This is a genomic window from Streptomyces sp. NPDC002104 (assembly GCF_053593795.1).
Window position 1 is genome coordinate 94,761 of sequence record NZ_JBSFDF010000014.1, and the last position, 13,799, is coordinate 108,559.

Genomic DNA, 13,799 nt, shown 5'->3' on the forward strand with positions numbered 1-13,799 from the left:
CCGCCCGGCCCCTTTGGCATGATCCCGGCATGATCTTCCGTACCGCGACGCGTCAGGACCTGCCCGCCGTACTCGCCCTGCTGGCCCAGGACGAGAACCCGGACGCGAACGGCACCGGCACCGGCACTCCGGCCCCGGCGCGCGGGCCGGAGCCGGTCTCCGAGGCCCACGAGCGGGCCTTCGCCGCGATCACGGCGGACCCGCGCAACGAGATGCTGGTCCTGGAGGAGGACGGGGACCTCGTGGGCTGCCTGCAGCTGACGTACGTCCCGGGTCTGGGCCAGGGCGGACGGGAGCGGGCCCTCGTGGAGGCGGTACGGATCCGCGCGGACCGGCGGGGCGGGGGGCTCGGAGCCCGCCTGATGGAACTGGCGGCGGACCGGGCCCGCGCGCGCGGCTGCGGGCTGATGCAGCTCACCAGCAACAAGCGGCGCACCGCCGCGCACCGGTTCTACGAGCGGCTGGGCTACGCCCGGAGCCACGAGGGCTTCAAGCTGCCGCTGTCCTAGAAGCTGCCGCTGTCCTGGAACGGACGGTCGGGAGCCCGGGACAGGACCTTTGGCCCTGGCGTGACACTCGGCACATCCCTACCCATTCGGGCGGTTCTGGTGTTGAGTGTCCCCACGCCCGATCTTGTACCGCACTCCAGCACTCCTTTGGAGGACCGCGTGTTCCCCTCCATTTCCCTCGCTCAGGAAATCGGCATCGCCGTCCTGCTCGTGGCCGCCGCCGTCTGGCTGATCGGCCTCGGCCACATGCTGTGGGACAGCCGTTTCCACCACCCGGAACCAGGCGCCTTCGAAGGCCTCTCGGTCATCCCCGCCCAGCGCGGGACCTCCGTCCACCCGATGGAGTCGGTGGAGCTGACCGAAGCGGAGCAGCAGGCCTTCGCCGGGCTGGTGCGCACGATCCCCCTGAGCTGACCAGCGCCGGCCCGTGCCGACGTGCACTGACCTGCGCTGGCCCGCACTGACCTGCGCTGACCCGCGCTGATCCCGCGTGCGCGAACCCCCTCCCCCGCTCGGGGCGGGAGGGGACTCACCACGCACGGTGCCCTCCCACCCCGGCGGGGTGGGAGGGCACCGGTACGACCGGACCGCGACCGGTCAGTTGTGGCTGTGCAGGACCTCGTTCAGGCCGCCCCAGGCCGCCTTGTACGGGCGGGCCTCGACGGCACCGGTCACCGAGTTGCGGCGGAAGAGGATGTTGCTGGCGCCGGAGAGCTCCAGGGCCTTGACGATCTGGCCGTCCGGCAGGGTGACGCGGGTACCCGCGGTCACGTACAGACCGGCCTCGACGACGCACTCGTCGCCCAGCGCGATGCCGACGCCCGCCTCGGCGCCGATCAGGGTGCGCTCGCCGATCGAGATGATCTGCTTGCCGCCGCCCGACAGGGTGCCCATCGTGGACGCGCCGCCGCCGATGTCGGAGCCGTCTCCGACCACGACGCCCGCGGAGATGCGGCCCTCGACCATGGAGGTGCCCAGCGTGCCGGCGTTGAAGTTGACGAAGCCCTCGTGCATGACGGTGGTGCCCTCGGCGAGGTGCGCGCCCAGGCGGACCCGGTCCGCGTCGGCGATGCGCACGCCCTTGGGGGCGACGTAGTCCGTCATCCGCGGGAACTTGTCGATCGAGGTGACCTGGAGGTGCAGGCCCTCGGCGCGGGCGTTCAGGCGGACCGTCTCGACCTGGTCGATCGCGACCGGGCCCAGCGAGGTCCAGGCGACGTTGGCCAGCAGGCCGAAGACGCCGTCCAGGTTCTGGCCGTGCGGCTTGACCAGGCGGTGGCTGAGCAGGTGCAGGCGCAGGTACGCGTCGTGCGCGTCCAGCGGCTTGTCCTCCAGGGAGGCGATCACGGTGCGGACGGCTACGACCTCGACGCCACGGACCGCGTCCTGGCGGATCGCCTTGGGCGCGGTGGCCCCCAGCAGCTCCACGGCCTGCTCGGCGGTGAGGCGCTCGGTGCCGGCCGGGCCGGGCTCGGCGACGAGCTGGGGGGCGGGGAACCAGGTGTCGAGGACGGTGCCGTCGGCGGTGATGGTGGCAAGTCCGGCGGCGACGGCGCCGGTGGTACGCGTAGCAGTCATGCCCGAAACCTAACCGGCGACGGCCCGCGGTCGCGAACCGGTCTCATGTGCCGGGCGTGCGCGTCGCCGGGCCCCGTGCGCGCCCATGGCCAGGACGGTCCCCCCGGCGGCCGCTCCGAGGCCCGCGCACAGCGGCCACAGGAGGCCGGGCGCCGCCGCGTACAGGGCCCCGCCGAGCGGCCCCGCGAGGACGACACCGCTGACGGAGACCCCCGCGTACAGGCTCTGGAAGCGTCCGATGGCGTGCTCGGGCGACTCGTCCGCCACGTACGCCGTGGCGGTGGTCTTGTAGAGGATCTCGCCGAGGGTGAGCAGCAGCATCATCGCGGCGGCCGTCACGACGCCCACCCCGAGCGTCAGCATCGCGTAGCCGCCGCCGACCAGCACCAGCCCGGTCCCGATGATGTGCAGCGGGGAGCGCCGCCGCAGGGCGAGGGCCGCGGGGATCTCCAGGAGCATGATCACACCGCCGTTGATCGCGATGAAGAGCCCGTAGGCGCGGGTGTCCAGGCCGTGGTCCGCGAGGTAGACGGGGAAGGTCGTGTAGTGCTGCCGGTAGACGACGTCGATGACGACGATCGCGCCGAGCAGGACGAGCACGGCCGGCCGCGCGCGCAGTTCCCGCCACAGGCCGCCGCGGCCCGGACCCCTGTCCGGGGCCGCGGCGAAGCCGGTGGCGGCCCGGGCCGGGACGACCCGGGCGGTCCAGAGCGCGAAGAAGAGCGTGCCCAGGCCGTCCGCGACGAAGAGCCAGCCGTAGGAGAACGCGGTCGCGACGAGCGCCCCGAGGGGCGCGCCCACCGTGAACCCGGCGTTGGACAGGCACCGGGTGAGGGCGAAGGCCTGGCGCCGGGATCCTTCCGGCACGGTGACCGCGACCAGTGCGGCATTGGCGGCGCGGATCACCCCGGAGGCGTACTGGGCGAGCGGCAGCACGAGGACCAGCAGGCCGGTCGGGACCGCGGGCAGGACGACGAGGGCGGCTCCGCCGAGCGTGGAGGCGCTGAGCAGGACCCGGCGGTGGCCGAACCGGTCGCCGTACCAGCCTCCGGTGAAGTTGCCGGCGACCAGGCCGATGCCGCCGACACCGACGACGAGGCCCGCCTGGGCGGGACCGAGGCCGCGCGGACCGGTCAGGTAGAGGAAGACGAAGACGAAGGTGAAGCTGACGACGGCGTTGACGAAGATCCCCGCAGCCAGCAGCCACACGACCCTCGGTACGTCCTTGAACCCTTGCAGCACACCGGTGTCCCCCACGTCCATGAGTAAGTTCCCTTTGGGAACGGACTATGTCAGCATGACAACCTCGGGTCAACGGACATAAGGAGTGCCCATGGCCCAGCGCACGCACCTCGACGACGCGGACTGCTCCATCGCCCAGGCCCTCGACGTCGTGGGCGACTGGTGGACGCTGCTGATCGTGCGGGACGCGGCACGCGGCGTGCACCGGTTCGACGAGTTCCAGCGCGAACTCGGCATGTCCCGCAAGGTGCTGACGGAGCGGCTGAAGCTGCTCGTCGAGGCGGGCGTGCTGACCCGCGAGCCGTACCAGGAGCGGCCGGTGCGCCACGCGTACCGGCTGACCCCGCGCGGCCGCGGGCTGCTGCCCGTGCTCGTCGCCCTCCAGGACTGGGGGGACACATGGATCCTGGGAGAGGGAGAGATGACGGCGACCACCCACGAGGCCTCGCGCGAGGCGGTACGGGTCCACGCGCTGCGCGGCACCCGGCTGCCGGAGCTCTCGCTGCCGGACCGTTTCGGCGAGCTCCGCGACCCGGTGGCGGACACCCCGTTCACCGTCCTGTACTGCTTCCCGGGCGCGTTCGCCCGGTCCGAGTCCTACCCGCCGGGGTGGGCAGGGATCCCCGGGGCGCGGGGGTGCACCCTCGAATCGTGCACCTACCGGGACCAGCTCGCGGAGTTCACGGCGGCGGGCGCCACCGTGCACGGGGTGTCGACCCAGCGGCCCGACGAGCAGCAGGAGTTCGCGGAGGCCGAGGGACTGCGCTTCCCCCTCCTCTCCGACGCGGAGCTCGCCCTGGTGACGGCGCTGCGGCTGCCGACGTTCCGGGCGGGGGGCATCAGCCGGCTGAAGCGCCTGACGCTGGTCGTGGACCGCGACCGCACCGTCCGCGAGGTCTTCTACCCGGTCCAGGACATCGAGGCGAGCGTGGCCGCCGCCCTGGCGGCGGTCCGCGGCGCGTAGCCGGGATCCGCCGCCACCGGGGCCACGAGCCCGGCCACCGCCTGCGCCGCCGGGCCACCGCCGGGCCGCTGGCGGGCCGCCGTTGGGCAGCCGACGGTCCGCCGCCCAGCCGCCGTCAGGCCCGCAGCACCCGCCGCAGGACCTCGCGGGCGTACGCCTCGTCGTACTCCGCTCCCGTCAGCAGCACGTGGAGGCTGATCCCGTCCATCACCGCCACCAGTGCCCGCGCCGTGGCCGGGTCCGTCCGCGCGGACAGCGTCTCGGCGACGGCCTCGCACCATGCGGCCGCCACGGGACGCAGCGCGGGGCGGCGCAGGGCGGCCAGGTAGAGCTCGTACTCCAGCTCCGCCCGTGCCCGGTCCGCCCCCAGGAACCCGCCCAGCAGGGCGGCCAGGGTTTCCGCCGGGTCCGCATCCGGATCGGCCAGGGCCGCGGAGTCCGCCACCGTCCGGGCGAAGCCCTCGTTGGCCTGCCGCAGGGCCGCGACCAGCAGGTCGTCCAGGGTCGTGAAGTGGTACGTCGTGGACCCGAGCGGCACATCGGCCTCCGCGGCCACGCTGCGGTGGCTGAGCCCCGCGATGCCCCGCGCTCCCACCACCCGGATGGCGGCCGCGATGATCCGCTCCCGCCGGTCCGGGTCGTAGCGGCGCACCGAGCCGGCCATCAGTGCGTGGTCCCGCCGAGGTTCAGCAGCACGACCCCGGCGATCACCAGCGCGATGCCGCCGATCTTCGCGGCCGTCGCGGCCTCCCCCATGAAGATCATGCCGATCGCGGCGATCGCGGCCGTGCCCACGCCGGCCCAGATCGCGTACGCCGTCCCCACCGACATCGACTTCAGCGTCTGCGCGAGCAGGGTGAAGGCGATGACGTAGCCCACCAGCGTGATCAGCGAGGGCCACAGCTTCGTGAAGCCCTCGCTGAACTTCATGGCGGTGGTCCCGGCGACCTCTGCGGCGATGGCGGCGGCGAGCAGTATGTAGGGCATGTGTACGACAGTACACATCGTTGTGGACGCGCGTACACATCCGCGCTGCCCCGGGACTTCCCCGGCCCCTGCCGCTACGGTGTCCGCTCGCGGCGGCGCCGGGCCGTGCGCACCGGGGCACGGGGAGGTCCGCATGACCCAGGACGGGACGCGGCACGAAGCGGGGCCCGAAGCGGGGCCCGAAGCGCGGCAAGCGACCCGGCGCACGGCCCGGCCGGCGGCCCGGCCGTGGACGCCCTGGGGCGGCGGCTGGCTGCCCCCGCAGGCTCCCCGGCCCGGGGTGGTGTCCCTGCGGCCGCTCACCCCCGGCGAGATACTCGGCGGCGCCTGCGCCGCCCTCGCCCGGTACGGGATCCGCCTCGCCACCGCCATGCTCCTCGGCCAGCTCGGCACGCTGCTGCTGGTCGCCGCGGCCGCGCTGACCGCGCTCGCGCTGCACGTCCGGCCCGTCGCCGCCCTGGTTCCCGCCGCGGCCCTGGCCACCCTGCTGACCTGCGCCCTGGCCTCCGCCCTGACGGGCGCCGTGCTCCGCCCGGCCGTGCTCGGCCGGCCCTCGACCGCCCGTACGCTGCTGCGCGCCGCCGGCCCCCGGTTCGCGGCCGTGCTCGGCACCCAGCTGCTGGTGCTCGCCGCCGTGGCCGGACCGGGCGCCGTCGTCCTGGCCGCCGGGCTGTCCCCGCTGCTGGCGGCGGCCACCCTGCCGGCCGCGCTCGTGCTCGGGGTGCTGTTCGCGCTCGCGCCCACGGCCGCCGTCTGCGAGGGGCTCGGCCCGGTCGGCGCCCTGCGCCGCTCGGCCCGCCTGGTGCGCGGGGCCTGGTGGCGCACGCTCGGGCTCATCGCCGCCGCCGCCGCGGTCGCGCTCGCGGCGGCGTACGCCGTCCGGCTCCCCTTCGCCCTCGCCGGGGCGCTCAGCCTGATCCCGGCGGTGGACGGCGGCCTCGTGCACGCCGCCCTCACCGCACTCGGCGCGATGGCCGCGCAGACCCTGCTGCTCTGCTTCCCGCAGCTCACCGCCGGCCTGCTCTACGCGGACCGGCGGATCCGCCGCGAGGGCCGGGTGGCGGAGCTCAGCGGCCGGCCGGCGCCCTCAGGGGAGCTCAGTTCAGCGTGAACCAGGCCGCGCGGGACTTCTTCCACTCCGCGTGGGTGAGGTCCTTCGCCTCGGTGCCGTCGCCGTACAGGTCGGCGGAGCCGCTGTCGGTGATCAGCTGGACCCGTGCGCCCGCGACCGACAGGTCGGGAACGGCCACGATGGCCTCCCAGCCGCCCGGGTCGGTGGTCGGCAGATCGGCCCGCTTGACCGGGGCGTGGCCGGCGATCCCGTCCCACTGGTAGAGGGCGTACGGGTCGGAGTTGTCGTCCGCCGCCCAGGAGCCGGCCAGGATCAGGTACTGGTTCGCGGCGTTCTTGCGGATGTCGCGGATCGCGAGCCCGCCGAGGTCGAGCTCGATGCCCGCGCCGAAGGTGGCCTTGGTCCCGCTGGAGAGCACCTTGTCGAAGTTGGTGACCGGTACGACCAGCGCCTTGCCACCGGGCACCGCCGGGGCCAGCGGGGCACGGAAGCCCAGGTAGGCGGTGGTGGTGGAGCCCGGGGCGAACTCCAGGCCCTCCACGTTGAACCCGTCGATCTGCTTCGGCGCCTCACCGGCGGCCGTACCCGCCGCGAAGCCGTAGCGGTTCCCGTTCGCCGTGTCCCAGGCCACCAGGTCGTCGCGGAGCTTCTTGTACGAACGCCCGTACGCGAGCTGCGTGGTGGAGCCCGAGCCGCTCAGCGTGGTGGTGAACACCGTGTTGCGGGGCGCCTTGTACTCGCCGTCCTTGTTGTTGCCGAGCGAGCCCGTCCAGTAGATGGTGCCGCCGATCAGGGTCGCGCCTTCGATGTCCACCTCCTTGGTGACACCGAGCTGCGAGCTGAAGTCCCAGGTCCTGACCGGGGCGGCGGAGTTGGCGCGGTCGTACAGGCGCAGCACGTTGCTCTCGTCGTCCGCGACGACCGTGTAGCCGCCGCCGACGTCCACGGCGGCCGAGGAGTCCGAGGCGCCGGTGAAGTAGCGGGCCTCGGCCGGGTTCTGCACCGCGGCGGAGGCCGCGAAGTACAGCGTCTTGGTGGCGGTCTTGCCGCCCAGCCCGGTCACCTTGACGGTGAGGTTGGTGTAGCCGCGGCCGCGCGCGGCGACCGCCAGCTTGCGGACCGCGCCGGCCCCGGTGACGGTCACGTCGCCGGTCCCGGCGACCGTGGCCTTGCTGGACGCCGAGGCGCTCACGGTGAGCGCGGAGACGTCCGCACCGCTCTGCGCCACGGTCACGTCCACCGTCGGGTCCCCCGTCGCGCCGACGGCCCCCGAGAGGTAGGAGGCGGACAGCGCGATGGTGGGCGTCCCGTACGTCACGGCCTGTGCGGGCACGGCCGTGGAGGCGAGGAACAGGGCGGCGATGCCGGCGGCCCCGAGGTACGTCTTCTTCATCGTCTTCCCCTGCTGCGTGTTCATCGGTGATCTCCACGAATCGGGCTGAGCGTGAACCATCCGGACCGGGACTTCTTCCACTCCGCGTGGTCGAGGTCCTTGGCCTCGGTGCCGTCGCCGTACAGGTCGGCGGAGCCGCTGTCGGTGATCAGCTGGACGGGTGCGAAGGGCACCCGCAGGTCGGGAACGGCCACGATGGCCTCCCAGCCGCCCGGGTCGGTGGTGGGCAGGTCGGCCCGCTTGACCGGGGCGTGGGAGGGGACGCCGTCCCACTGGTAGAGGGCGTACGGGTCGGAGTTGTCGTCCGCCGCCCAGGAGCCGGCCAGGATCAGGTACTGGTTCGCGGCGTTCTTGCGGATGTCGCGGATCGCGAGCCCGCCGAGGTCCATCTCGACGGCCTCGCCGAAGACCGGCTTTGCCGCTCCGGCCACGACCTGGTCGATGTTGGTGACGGGCACGACCAGCGCCTTGCCGCCGGGCACGGCGGGCGCCAGCGGGGCACGGAAGCCCAGGTAGGCGGTGGTGGTGGAGCCCGGGGCGAACTCCAGGCCCTCCACGTTGAACCCGTCGATGCTCTTGGGGATCTTGCCGGCGGCGGTGCCCGCCGCGAAGCCGTAGCGGTTCCCGTTGGCCGTGTCCCAGGCGATCAGGTCCTCGCGCAGGCCCTTGTAGGCGGAGCCGAAGACCACGTCGGTGCCCGCGCCCGATCCGGTGAGCCGGGTGGTGAAGACGGTGTTGCGCTCGGCCTTGTACTTGCCGTCCTTGTTGTTGCCGAGGGAGCCCGTCCAGTAGACGGTGTCGCCGACGCGGGCCGCGGCCTCGATGTCGGCTTCCTTCTTGATGCCGAGCGCGGGGCCCAGGTCCCAGGTCTTCACGGGGGCGCCCGAGCGGAAGCGGTCGTAGAGGCGCAGCACGTTGGTCTCGTCGTCGGCCACGAGCGCGTAGCCGCCGCCGACGTCCACGGCGGCCGAGGAGTCGGCGGAGCCCGTGAGGTAGCGGGTGGTGAGGGCGCCGGTGCCCACCCGCGCCGAAGCGGCGTAGGAGAGGGTGGCCGTGGCCGTACTGCCGCCGCGGCCGGTCACCCGGAGCGTCAGCTCGGTGTGGCCCTGCGTCCGCGGGCGGACGGTCAGTTCGCGCTCGCCGTGGCCGGTCCGCTCGATGCGCACGTCGCCGGGTCCGGCGACCGCCGGGTTGCTGGAGGAGAGGACGTCGACCTTGAGGAAGGCGGCGGGTATGCCCTCCTGCGCGATGTCCACGGTGACGCCCGGGTCGCCGATCGCGCCGACGGCCCCGGACAGGTACCCGGCGGAGAGCGCGATGGTCGGTTCGGCGGCGGCTTCCTGGGCGGCGTGGGCCGGCGCGGCCAGTCCCGCGGCGAGCAGGGCGGCGGCCCCGGCGGCTCCCACGGCACCGAGGCGGCGTGCCGGTGAAGGGCGAACGGTCAACGGAGGTCCTCTCGTCTGCGCCGTCACGTTGTGACGGGCCGTCGAGAAGATTCGGCCACCGTGGCCAACTCCCGGTGCACGCGGGCGGTCCTCCGGGAAAACAGCGAACCCCCGGCACACCCGTGCCGGGGGTCGTCCGTTCACTCGGCCGTCGAACGGCCGTCGTGCGGGGTGATGCGGGGCCTGGCGTCGGTCAGACGTTGAACCCGAGCGCGCGCAGCTGCTCGCGGCCGTCGTCCGTGATCTTGTCCGGGCCCCACGGCGGCATCCACACCCAGTTGATGCGCAGTTCGCTGACGATGCCGTCCGTGGCCGACTTCGCCTGGTCCTCGATGACGTCCGTCAGCGGGCAGGCCGCCGAGGTGAGGGTCATGTCGAGGGTGGCGATGTTCGCGTCGTCGACGTGGATGCCGTAGATCAGGCCCAGGTTGACGACGTCGATGCCCAGCTCGGGGTCGACCACGTCGTAGAGGGCCTCGCGGACCTCTTCCTCGGTGGCCGGCTTGATGGACGCCTCGGGCGTCGCGTTCTCGGTCATGCCGTCTTCCTCTCGGCGTCGCCCAGTGCCTGGGCGGTCGCGTCCTTCCACGCCATCCAGCTCAGCAGGGCGCACTTCACCCGGGCCGGGTACTTGGAGACGCCGGCGAACGCGACCGCGTCCTCCAGCACCTCCTCCATGGCCTCGTCGGGCTCCAGCTTGCCCTTGGACTGCATCAGTTCCAGGAAGACCTCCTGGATCTTCCGCGCCTCGCCCAGCTCCTTGCCGACGAGCAGCTCGTTCAGTATCGACGCGCCGGCCTGGCTGATGGAGCAGCCCTGGCCCTCGTACGAGATGTCCGTGAGGGTCTCGCCGTCGTACTTCACGCGCAGGGTGATCTCGTCACCGCACGTCGGGTTGACGTGGTGCACCTCGGCGTCGCCGTCGCGCAGGCCTCGCCCGCGCGGGTGCTTGTAGTGGTCCAGGATCAGTTCCTGGTACATCGATTCCAGCTTCACTGCGTCCTCGTCGTCCTCGTCGCCCTGGTCAGCCGAAGAAGTTCCGTACGTGCTCCAGCCCGTCGATCAGCGCGTCGACCTCGGCCGGAGAGGAGTACAGATAGAAAGACGCTCGGGTCGTCGCCGGAATTCCGTACCGGAGGCAGACCGGGCGGGCGCAGTGGTGTCCCACGCGGACCGCGATGCCCTGCTCGTCCAGTACCTGACCGACGTCGTGGGGGTGGATGTCGCCGAGCGTGAACGAGATCGCGGCGCCGCGGTCCTCGGCCGTGGTGGGGCCGATGATGCGCAGGTCCGGGACCTCCGCGAGGCGCTTGATCGCGTACTCGGTGATCGCGTGCTCGTGCGCGGCGATCTTGTCCATGCCGATCGCGGTCAGGTAGTCCACGGCCGCGCCGAGGCCGACGGCCTGGGCGATCGGGGGCGTACCGGCCTCGAACTTGTGGGGCGCCGGGGCGTAGGTCGAGGAGTGCATCGAGACGGTTTCGATCATCTCGCCGCCGCCCAGGAAGGGCGGCAGGTCCTCGAGCAGTTCCTGGCGGCCCCACAGGACGCCGATGCCGGTCGGGCCGCACATCTTGTGGCCGGTGAAGGCCACGAAGTCGGCGCCGAGCGCCTGCACGTCGAGCGGCATGTGCGGAGCGGCCTGCGAGGCGTCGATCAGCACCAGCGCGCCGACCTCCTGCGCGCGCCGGACGATCGCCTCGGTCGGGTTGACCGTGCCCATGATGTTGGAGACCAGCGTGAAGGAGACGATCTTCGTCTTCTCCGTGATGACCTCTTCGATGTTGGACAGGTCGAGCCGGCCGTCGTCGGTGAGGCCGAACCACTTCAGCTTCGCGCCGGTGCGCTGCGAGAGCAGCTGCCACGGAACGATGTTGGAGTGGTGCTCCATCTCCGTGATGGCGATCTCGGTCTCGCGGTCGACCCGGTAGGGCTCGTCCGCCCAGCCGAGCATGTTCGCGACCAGGTTGAGCGACTCCGAGGCGTTCTTGGTGAAGATCACCTCGTTGCGGCTCGGAGCGTTGATGAAGGCGGCGACCTTGTCGCGGGCGCCCTCGTACAGCGCCGTGGCCTCCTCGGCGAGCACGTGCACGCCGCGGTGGACGTTGGCGTTGTGCTGCTCGTAGTACTCGTTCAGCGCGTCGAGCACCTGGCGCGGCTTCTGCGAGGTCGCAGCGTTGTCCAGGTAAACGATCTTCTTCCCGTCGTGGACCACACGATCCAGAAGGGGGAAGTCCTTGCGGATCGCCTCGCCAAGCAAATGGGACCCAGTGAGGAGGCCAGGCAGCTGTGTCACGCGGTCGCGCCACCCTTCGTGCTGTAGGACTCGTAGCCTTCCGCCTCCAGCTTGTCGGCGAGCTCGGCGCCGCCGGACTCGACGATGCGGCCCTCGGAGAAGACGTGGACGAAGTCGGGCTTGATGTAGCGCAGGATCCGCGTGTAGTGCGTGATCAGCAGGGTGCCGACCTCGCCCGTGTCGCGGACGCGGTTGACGCCCTCGGACACCTGGCGCAGGGCGTCGACGTCGAGGCCGGAGTCGGTCTCGTCGAGGATCGCGATCTTCGGCTTCAGGAGCTCCAGCTGCAGGATCTCGTGGCGCTTCTTCTCACCGCCGGAGAAGCCCTCGTTGACGTTGCGCTCGGCGAAGGCCGGGTCCATCTGGAGCTGCTCCATCGCGGACTTGACCTCCTTCACCCAGGTACGCAGCTTCGGGGCCTCGCCGCGGATCGCGGTGGCCGAGGTGCGCAGGAAGTTGGAGACCGAGACGCCGGGGATCTCGACCGGGTACTGCATGGCGAGGAAGACGCCGGCGCGGGCGCGCTCGTCGACGGACATCTCCAGGACGTCTTCGCCGTCGAGGGTCACGGTGCCGCTGGTGATCGTGTACTTCGGGTGGCCCGCCAGCGCGTACGCGAGGGTGGACTTGCCGGAGCCGTTCGGACCCATGATGGCGTGCGTCTCACCCTGCTTGATGGTGAGGTTGACGCCCTTGAGGATCTCGCGGGTGCCACTCGCCGAGTCGCCCGTCTCGACGGAGACGTGCAGGTCGTGGATTTCAAGCGTTGCCATGGATACCTCAGGACTCCTGGGTGAGGGAGGCGCGTACGTCGACAAGGACGCTGCCCCCTTCGATCTTTACGGGGTATACGGGGACGGGGCGCGTCGCGGGCAGGCCGGACGGCTTGCCGGTGCGCAGGTCGAAGGCCGATCCGTGCAGCCAGCACTCGATCATGCAGTCTTCGACCTCGCCCTCCGAGAGGGAGACGTTCGCGTGCGAGCAGATGTCGTTGATCGCGAACACCTCCCCCTCGGCGCGGACGATGGACACCGGCGTGCCGTCGAGCTCGACCCGCTTGGGGGCGTTCTCCTCCAGCTCGCTCAGCGCACAGGCCTTGACGTAGGTCATCAGACGGACGCCTGCAGCTCGGTTTCGATCTTCGCGAGCAGACGCTCCTCGATGTCCGGGACGCCGATCTGCTGGACGAGCTCGCCGAAGAAGCCGCGCACGACCAGACGGCGGGCCGTGTCGGCCGGGATGCCGCGGGACTGCAGGTAGAAGAGCTGCTCGTCGTCGAAGCGGCCGGTCGCGGAGGCGTGGCCGGCGCCGACGATCTCGCCGGTCTCGATCTCCAGGTTCGGCACCGAGTCGACCCGCGCGCCGTCCGTGAGGACGAGGTTGCGGTTCATCTCGTAGGTGTCGGTGCCCTCGGCGGTCTTCTCGATGAGCACGTCACCGATCCAGACGGCGTGGGCGTCCTGGCCCTGGAGCGCGCCCTTGTAGACCACGTTCGACTTGCAGTGCGGGGCCTTGTGGTCGACCAGGAGGCGGTGCTCCTGGTGCTGGCCGGCGTCCGTGAAGTACAGGCCGAAGAGCTCGGCCTCGCCGCCGGGACCCGCGTAGTTCACGCGCGGGTGGAGGCGTACGAGGTCTCCGCCGAAGGTGACCACGATCGACTTGAAGGTCGCGTCGCGGCCGATCAGCGCGTTGTGCTGGGACACGTGGACGGCGGTGTCGTCCCAGTCCTGCACGGAGACGACGGTCAGCTTGGCGCCGTCGCCGACGAGGAAGTCGACGTTGGCGGCGCGCACGCCGTCACCGGTGTGGTCGATGACGACGACGGCCTCGGCGAAGGCCTGGACGTCGAAGACCGTGTGACCGAAGGTCGTGCCGCCCTCGCCGTGCAGCGAGACGCGCACGGGCTCGGTGAGCACCGCCTCCTTGGGCACGGTCACGACCGTGGCCTTGGCGAAGGACGAGAACGCCTGCGCGGCGATCCGGTCCACCGGGGTGCCGGCCTTGCCGATGCGCGCGTCGCCGCGCTCCACGGACTCGATCGTGACCACGTCGGGCGCGTCGATCTGGGCCTTCATGGTGCCGTTGGCGACCGCGGTGCCGTCGTGCAGTCCCTTGAGGCGGGCGAGCGGCGTGAAGCGCCACTCCTCCTCGCGGCCGGTGGGCACGGGGAAGTCCGCCACGTCGAAGGACGGGGGGGCACTCATCCGAGTGGCGACGGTGGACTCTGCGGCCACCGCGATCGAGCCGGCGGTGGTCGAGCCCGCCGGAATGTTCTGAGCCTCAGCCATGGCTGTCGTGTTGCTCTCTTCCTTA

At 72.0% G+C, this 13,799-nt stretch carries 16 protein-coding genes; 4 read left to right on the top strand and 12 right to left on the bottom strand.

Annotation, left to right across the window (positions count from 1 at the left end; translation table 11 throughout):
* Positions 1-29 precede the first annotated feature (29 nt).
* Together ACWCP2_RS15270 and ACWCP2_RS15275 are read left to right on the top strand one after the other, a co-directional pair.
* A complete protein-coding gene (locus ACWCP2_RS15270) occupies positions 30-509 on the top strand; it encodes an N-acetyltransferase family protein (RefSeq protein WP_450909043.1) in 480 nt (159 codons plus the stop codon).
* A gap of 159 nt (positions 510-668) precedes the next feature.
* The gene (locus ACWCP2_RS15275; RefSeq protein WP_450909044.1) at positions 669-923 is read left to right on the top strand and encodes a hypothetical protein; all 255 of its coding nucleotides are present in this window, start codon (positions 669-671) and stop codon (positions 921-923) included.
* 183 nt (positions 924-1,106) lie between these two features.
* Here the strand turns inward: ACWCP2_RS15275 and dapD are convergent, their stop codons facing one another.
* Both dapD and ACWCP2_RS15285 read right to left on the bottom strand, forming a co-directional pair.
* A complete protein-coding gene (gene dapD / locus ACWCP2_RS15280) occupies positions 1,107-2,087 on the bottom strand; it encodes a 2,3,4,5-tetrahydropyridine-2,6-dicarboxylate N-succinyltransferase (RefSeq protein ID WP_382741781.1) in 981 nt (326 codons plus the stop codon).
* Positions 2,088-2,096: 9 nt separating this feature from the next.
* Positions 2,097-3,350: an MFS transporter gene (locus tag ACWCP2_RS15285; protein WP_450909045.1), complete on the bottom strand. Its 1,254-nt coding sequence runs from the start codon at positions 3,348-3,350 to the stop codon at positions 2,097-2,099.
* Between the two features lie 70 nt (positions 3,351-3,420).
* Between ACWCP2_RS15285 and ACWCP2_RS15290 the strand changes: the two genes are divergently transcribed.
* A complete protein-coding gene (locus ACWCP2_RS15290; protein ID WP_450909046.1) occupies positions 3,421-4,293 on the top strand; it encodes a winged helix-turn-helix transcriptional regulator in 873 nt (290 codons plus the stop codon).
* Positions 4,294-4,408: 115 nt separating this feature from the next.
* Here the strand turns inward: ACWCP2_RS15290 and ACWCP2_RS15295 are convergent, their stop codons facing one another.
* Positions 4,409-4,957: a TetR/AcrR family transcriptional regulator gene (locus ACWCP2_RS15295; protein WP_450909047.1), complete on the bottom strand. Its 549-nt coding sequence runs from the start codon at positions 4,955-4,957 to the stop codon at positions 4,409-4,411.
* Positions 4,957-5,280 carry a DMT family transporter gene (locus tag ACWCP2_RS15300; RefSeq protein ID WP_450909048.1) on the bottom strand — a complete coding sequence of 108 codons (324 nt, stop codon included), beginning with the start codon at positions 5,278-5,280 and terminating at the stop codon, positions 4,957-4,959. The genes ACWCP2_RS15295 and ACWCP2_RS15300 overlap by 1 nt, the downstream gene beginning before the upstream one ends.
* 133 nt (positions 5,281-5,413) lie before the next feature.
* Here ACWCP2_RS15300 and ACWCP2_RS15305 point away from each other — a divergent pair, with 133 nt between their 5' ends.
* The gene (locus ACWCP2_RS15305; protein WP_450909049.1) at positions 5,414-6,391 is read left to right on the top strand and encodes a hypothetical protein; all 978 of its coding nucleotides are present in this window, start codon (positions 5,414-5,416) and stop codon (positions 6,389-6,391) included.
* Here ACWCP2_RS15305 and ACWCP2_RS15310 read toward each other — a convergent pair.
* The 8 genes from ACWCP2_RS15310 to sufD all read right to left on the bottom strand — a co-directional run bounded on the left by ACWCP2_RS15310 (position 6,378) and on the right by sufD (position 13,774).
* A complete protein-coding gene (locus ACWCP2_RS15310; protein WP_450909050.1) occupies positions 6,378-7,769 on the bottom strand; it encodes a DUF3616 domain-containing protein in 1,392 nt (463 codons plus the stop codon). The two genes, ACWCP2_RS15305 and ACWCP2_RS15310, sit on opposite strands and share 14 nt — an antisense overlap.
* On the bottom strand, positions 7,766-9,190 hold the full coding sequence (locus tag ACWCP2_RS15315; protein ID WP_450909051.1) for a hypothetical protein: 1,425 nt from the start codon (positions 9,188-9,190) through the stop codon (positions 7,766-7,768). Before ACWCP2_RS15315 ends, ACWCP2_RS15310 begins: the two co-directional genes overlap by 4 nt.
* A 193-nt stretch (positions 9,191-9,383) precedes the next feature.
* On the bottom strand, positions 9,384-9,728 hold the full coding sequence (locus ACWCP2_RS15320; protein ID WP_073913993.1) for a metal-sulfur cluster assembly factor: 345 nt from the start codon (positions 9,726-9,728) through the stop codon (positions 9,384-9,386).
* The gene (gene sufU, locus ACWCP2_RS15325) at positions 9,725-10,186 is read right to left on the bottom strand and encodes a Fe-S cluster assembly sulfur transfer protein SufU (RefSeq protein ID WP_250742305.1); all 462 of its coding nucleotides are present in this window, start codon (positions 10,184-10,186) and stop codon (positions 9,725-9,727) included. The genes ACWCP2_RS15320 and sufU overlap by 4 nt, the downstream gene beginning before the upstream one ends.
* Before the next feature lie 28 nt (positions 10,187-10,214).
* Entirely contained in the window at positions 10,215-11,486 is a 1,272-nt protein-coding gene (locus tag ACWCP2_RS15330) for a cysteine desulfurase (protein ID WP_450909052.1), read from the bottom strand.
* Entirely contained in the window at positions 11,483-12,259 is a 777-nt protein-coding gene (gene sufC / locus ACWCP2_RS15335; RefSeq protein WP_254383819.1) for a Fe-S cluster assembly ATPase SufC, read from the bottom strand. The genes ACWCP2_RS15330 and sufC overlap by 4 nt, the downstream gene beginning before the upstream one ends.
* 7 nt (positions 12,260-12,266) lie before the next feature.
* Positions 12,267-12,596: a bifunctional 3-phenylpropionate/cinnamic acid dioxygenase ferredoxin subunit gene (locus ACWCP2_RS15340; protein WP_450909053.1), complete on the bottom strand. Its 330-nt coding sequence runs from the start codon at positions 12,594-12,596 to the stop codon at positions 12,267-12,269.
* On the bottom strand, positions 12,596-13,774 hold the full coding sequence (sufD, locus tag ACWCP2_RS15345) for a Fe-S cluster assembly protein SufD (RefSeq protein WP_450909054.1): 1,179 nt from the start codon (positions 13,772-13,774) through the stop codon (positions 12,596-12,598). The genes ACWCP2_RS15340 and sufD overlap by 1 nt, the downstream gene beginning before the upstream one ends.
* Positions 13,775-13,799 lie beyond the last annotated feature (25 nt).

Excerpts from the sequence above, each read along its gene's own strand:
- ACWCP2_RS15310 (WP_450909050.1), bottom strand. The coding sequence starts at position 7,769 with ATGAACACGCAGCAGGGGAAGACGATGAAGAAGACGTACCTCGGGGCC.
- ACWCP2_RS15285 (WP_450909045.1), bottom strand. The coding sequence starts at position 3,350 with ATGGACGTGGGGGACACCGGTGTGCTGCAAGGGTTCAAGGACGTACCG.
- sufC (WP_254383819.1), bottom strand. The coding sequence starts at position 12,259 with ATGGCAACGCTTGAAATCCACGACCTGCACGTCTCCGTCGAGACGGGC.
- ACWCP2_RS15290 (WP_450909046.1), top strand. The coding sequence starts at position 3,421 with ATGGCCCAGCGCACGCACCTCGACGACGCGGACTGCTCCATCGCCCAG.
- ACWCP2_RS15340 (WP_450909053.1), bottom strand. The coding sequence starts at position 12,596 with ATGACCTACGTCAAGGCCTGTGCGCTGAGCGAGCTGGAGGAGAACGCC.
- ACWCP2_RS15270 (WP_450909043.1), top strand. The coding sequence starts at position 30 with ATGATCTTCCGTACCGCGACGCGTCAGGACCTGCCCGCCGTACTCGCC.
- ACWCP2_RS15300 (WP_450909048.1), bottom strand. The coding sequence starts at position 5,280 with ATGCCCTACATACTGCTCGCCGCCGCCATCGCCGCAGAGGTCGCCGGG.
- ACWCP2_RS15305 (WP_450909049.1), top strand. The coding sequence starts at position 5,414 with ATGACCCAGGACGGGACGCGGCACGAAGCGGGGCCCGAAGCGGGGCCC.
- dapD (WP_382741781.1), bottom strand. The coding sequence starts at position 2,087 with ATGACTGCTACGCGTACCACCGGCGCCGTCGCCGCCGGACTTGCCACC.
- sufD (WP_450909054.1), bottom strand. The coding sequence starts at position 13,774 with ATGGCTGAGGCTCAGAACATTCCGGCGGGCTCGACCACCGCCGGCTCG.
- ACWCP2_RS15295 (WP_450909047.1), bottom strand. The coding sequence starts at position 4,957 with ATGGCCGGCTCGGTGCGCCGCTACGACCCGGACCGGCGGGAGCGGATC.
- ACWCP2_RS15320 (WP_073913993.1), bottom strand. The coding sequence starts at position 9,728 with ATGACCGAGAACGCGACGCCCGAGGCGTCCATCAAGCCGGCCACCGAG.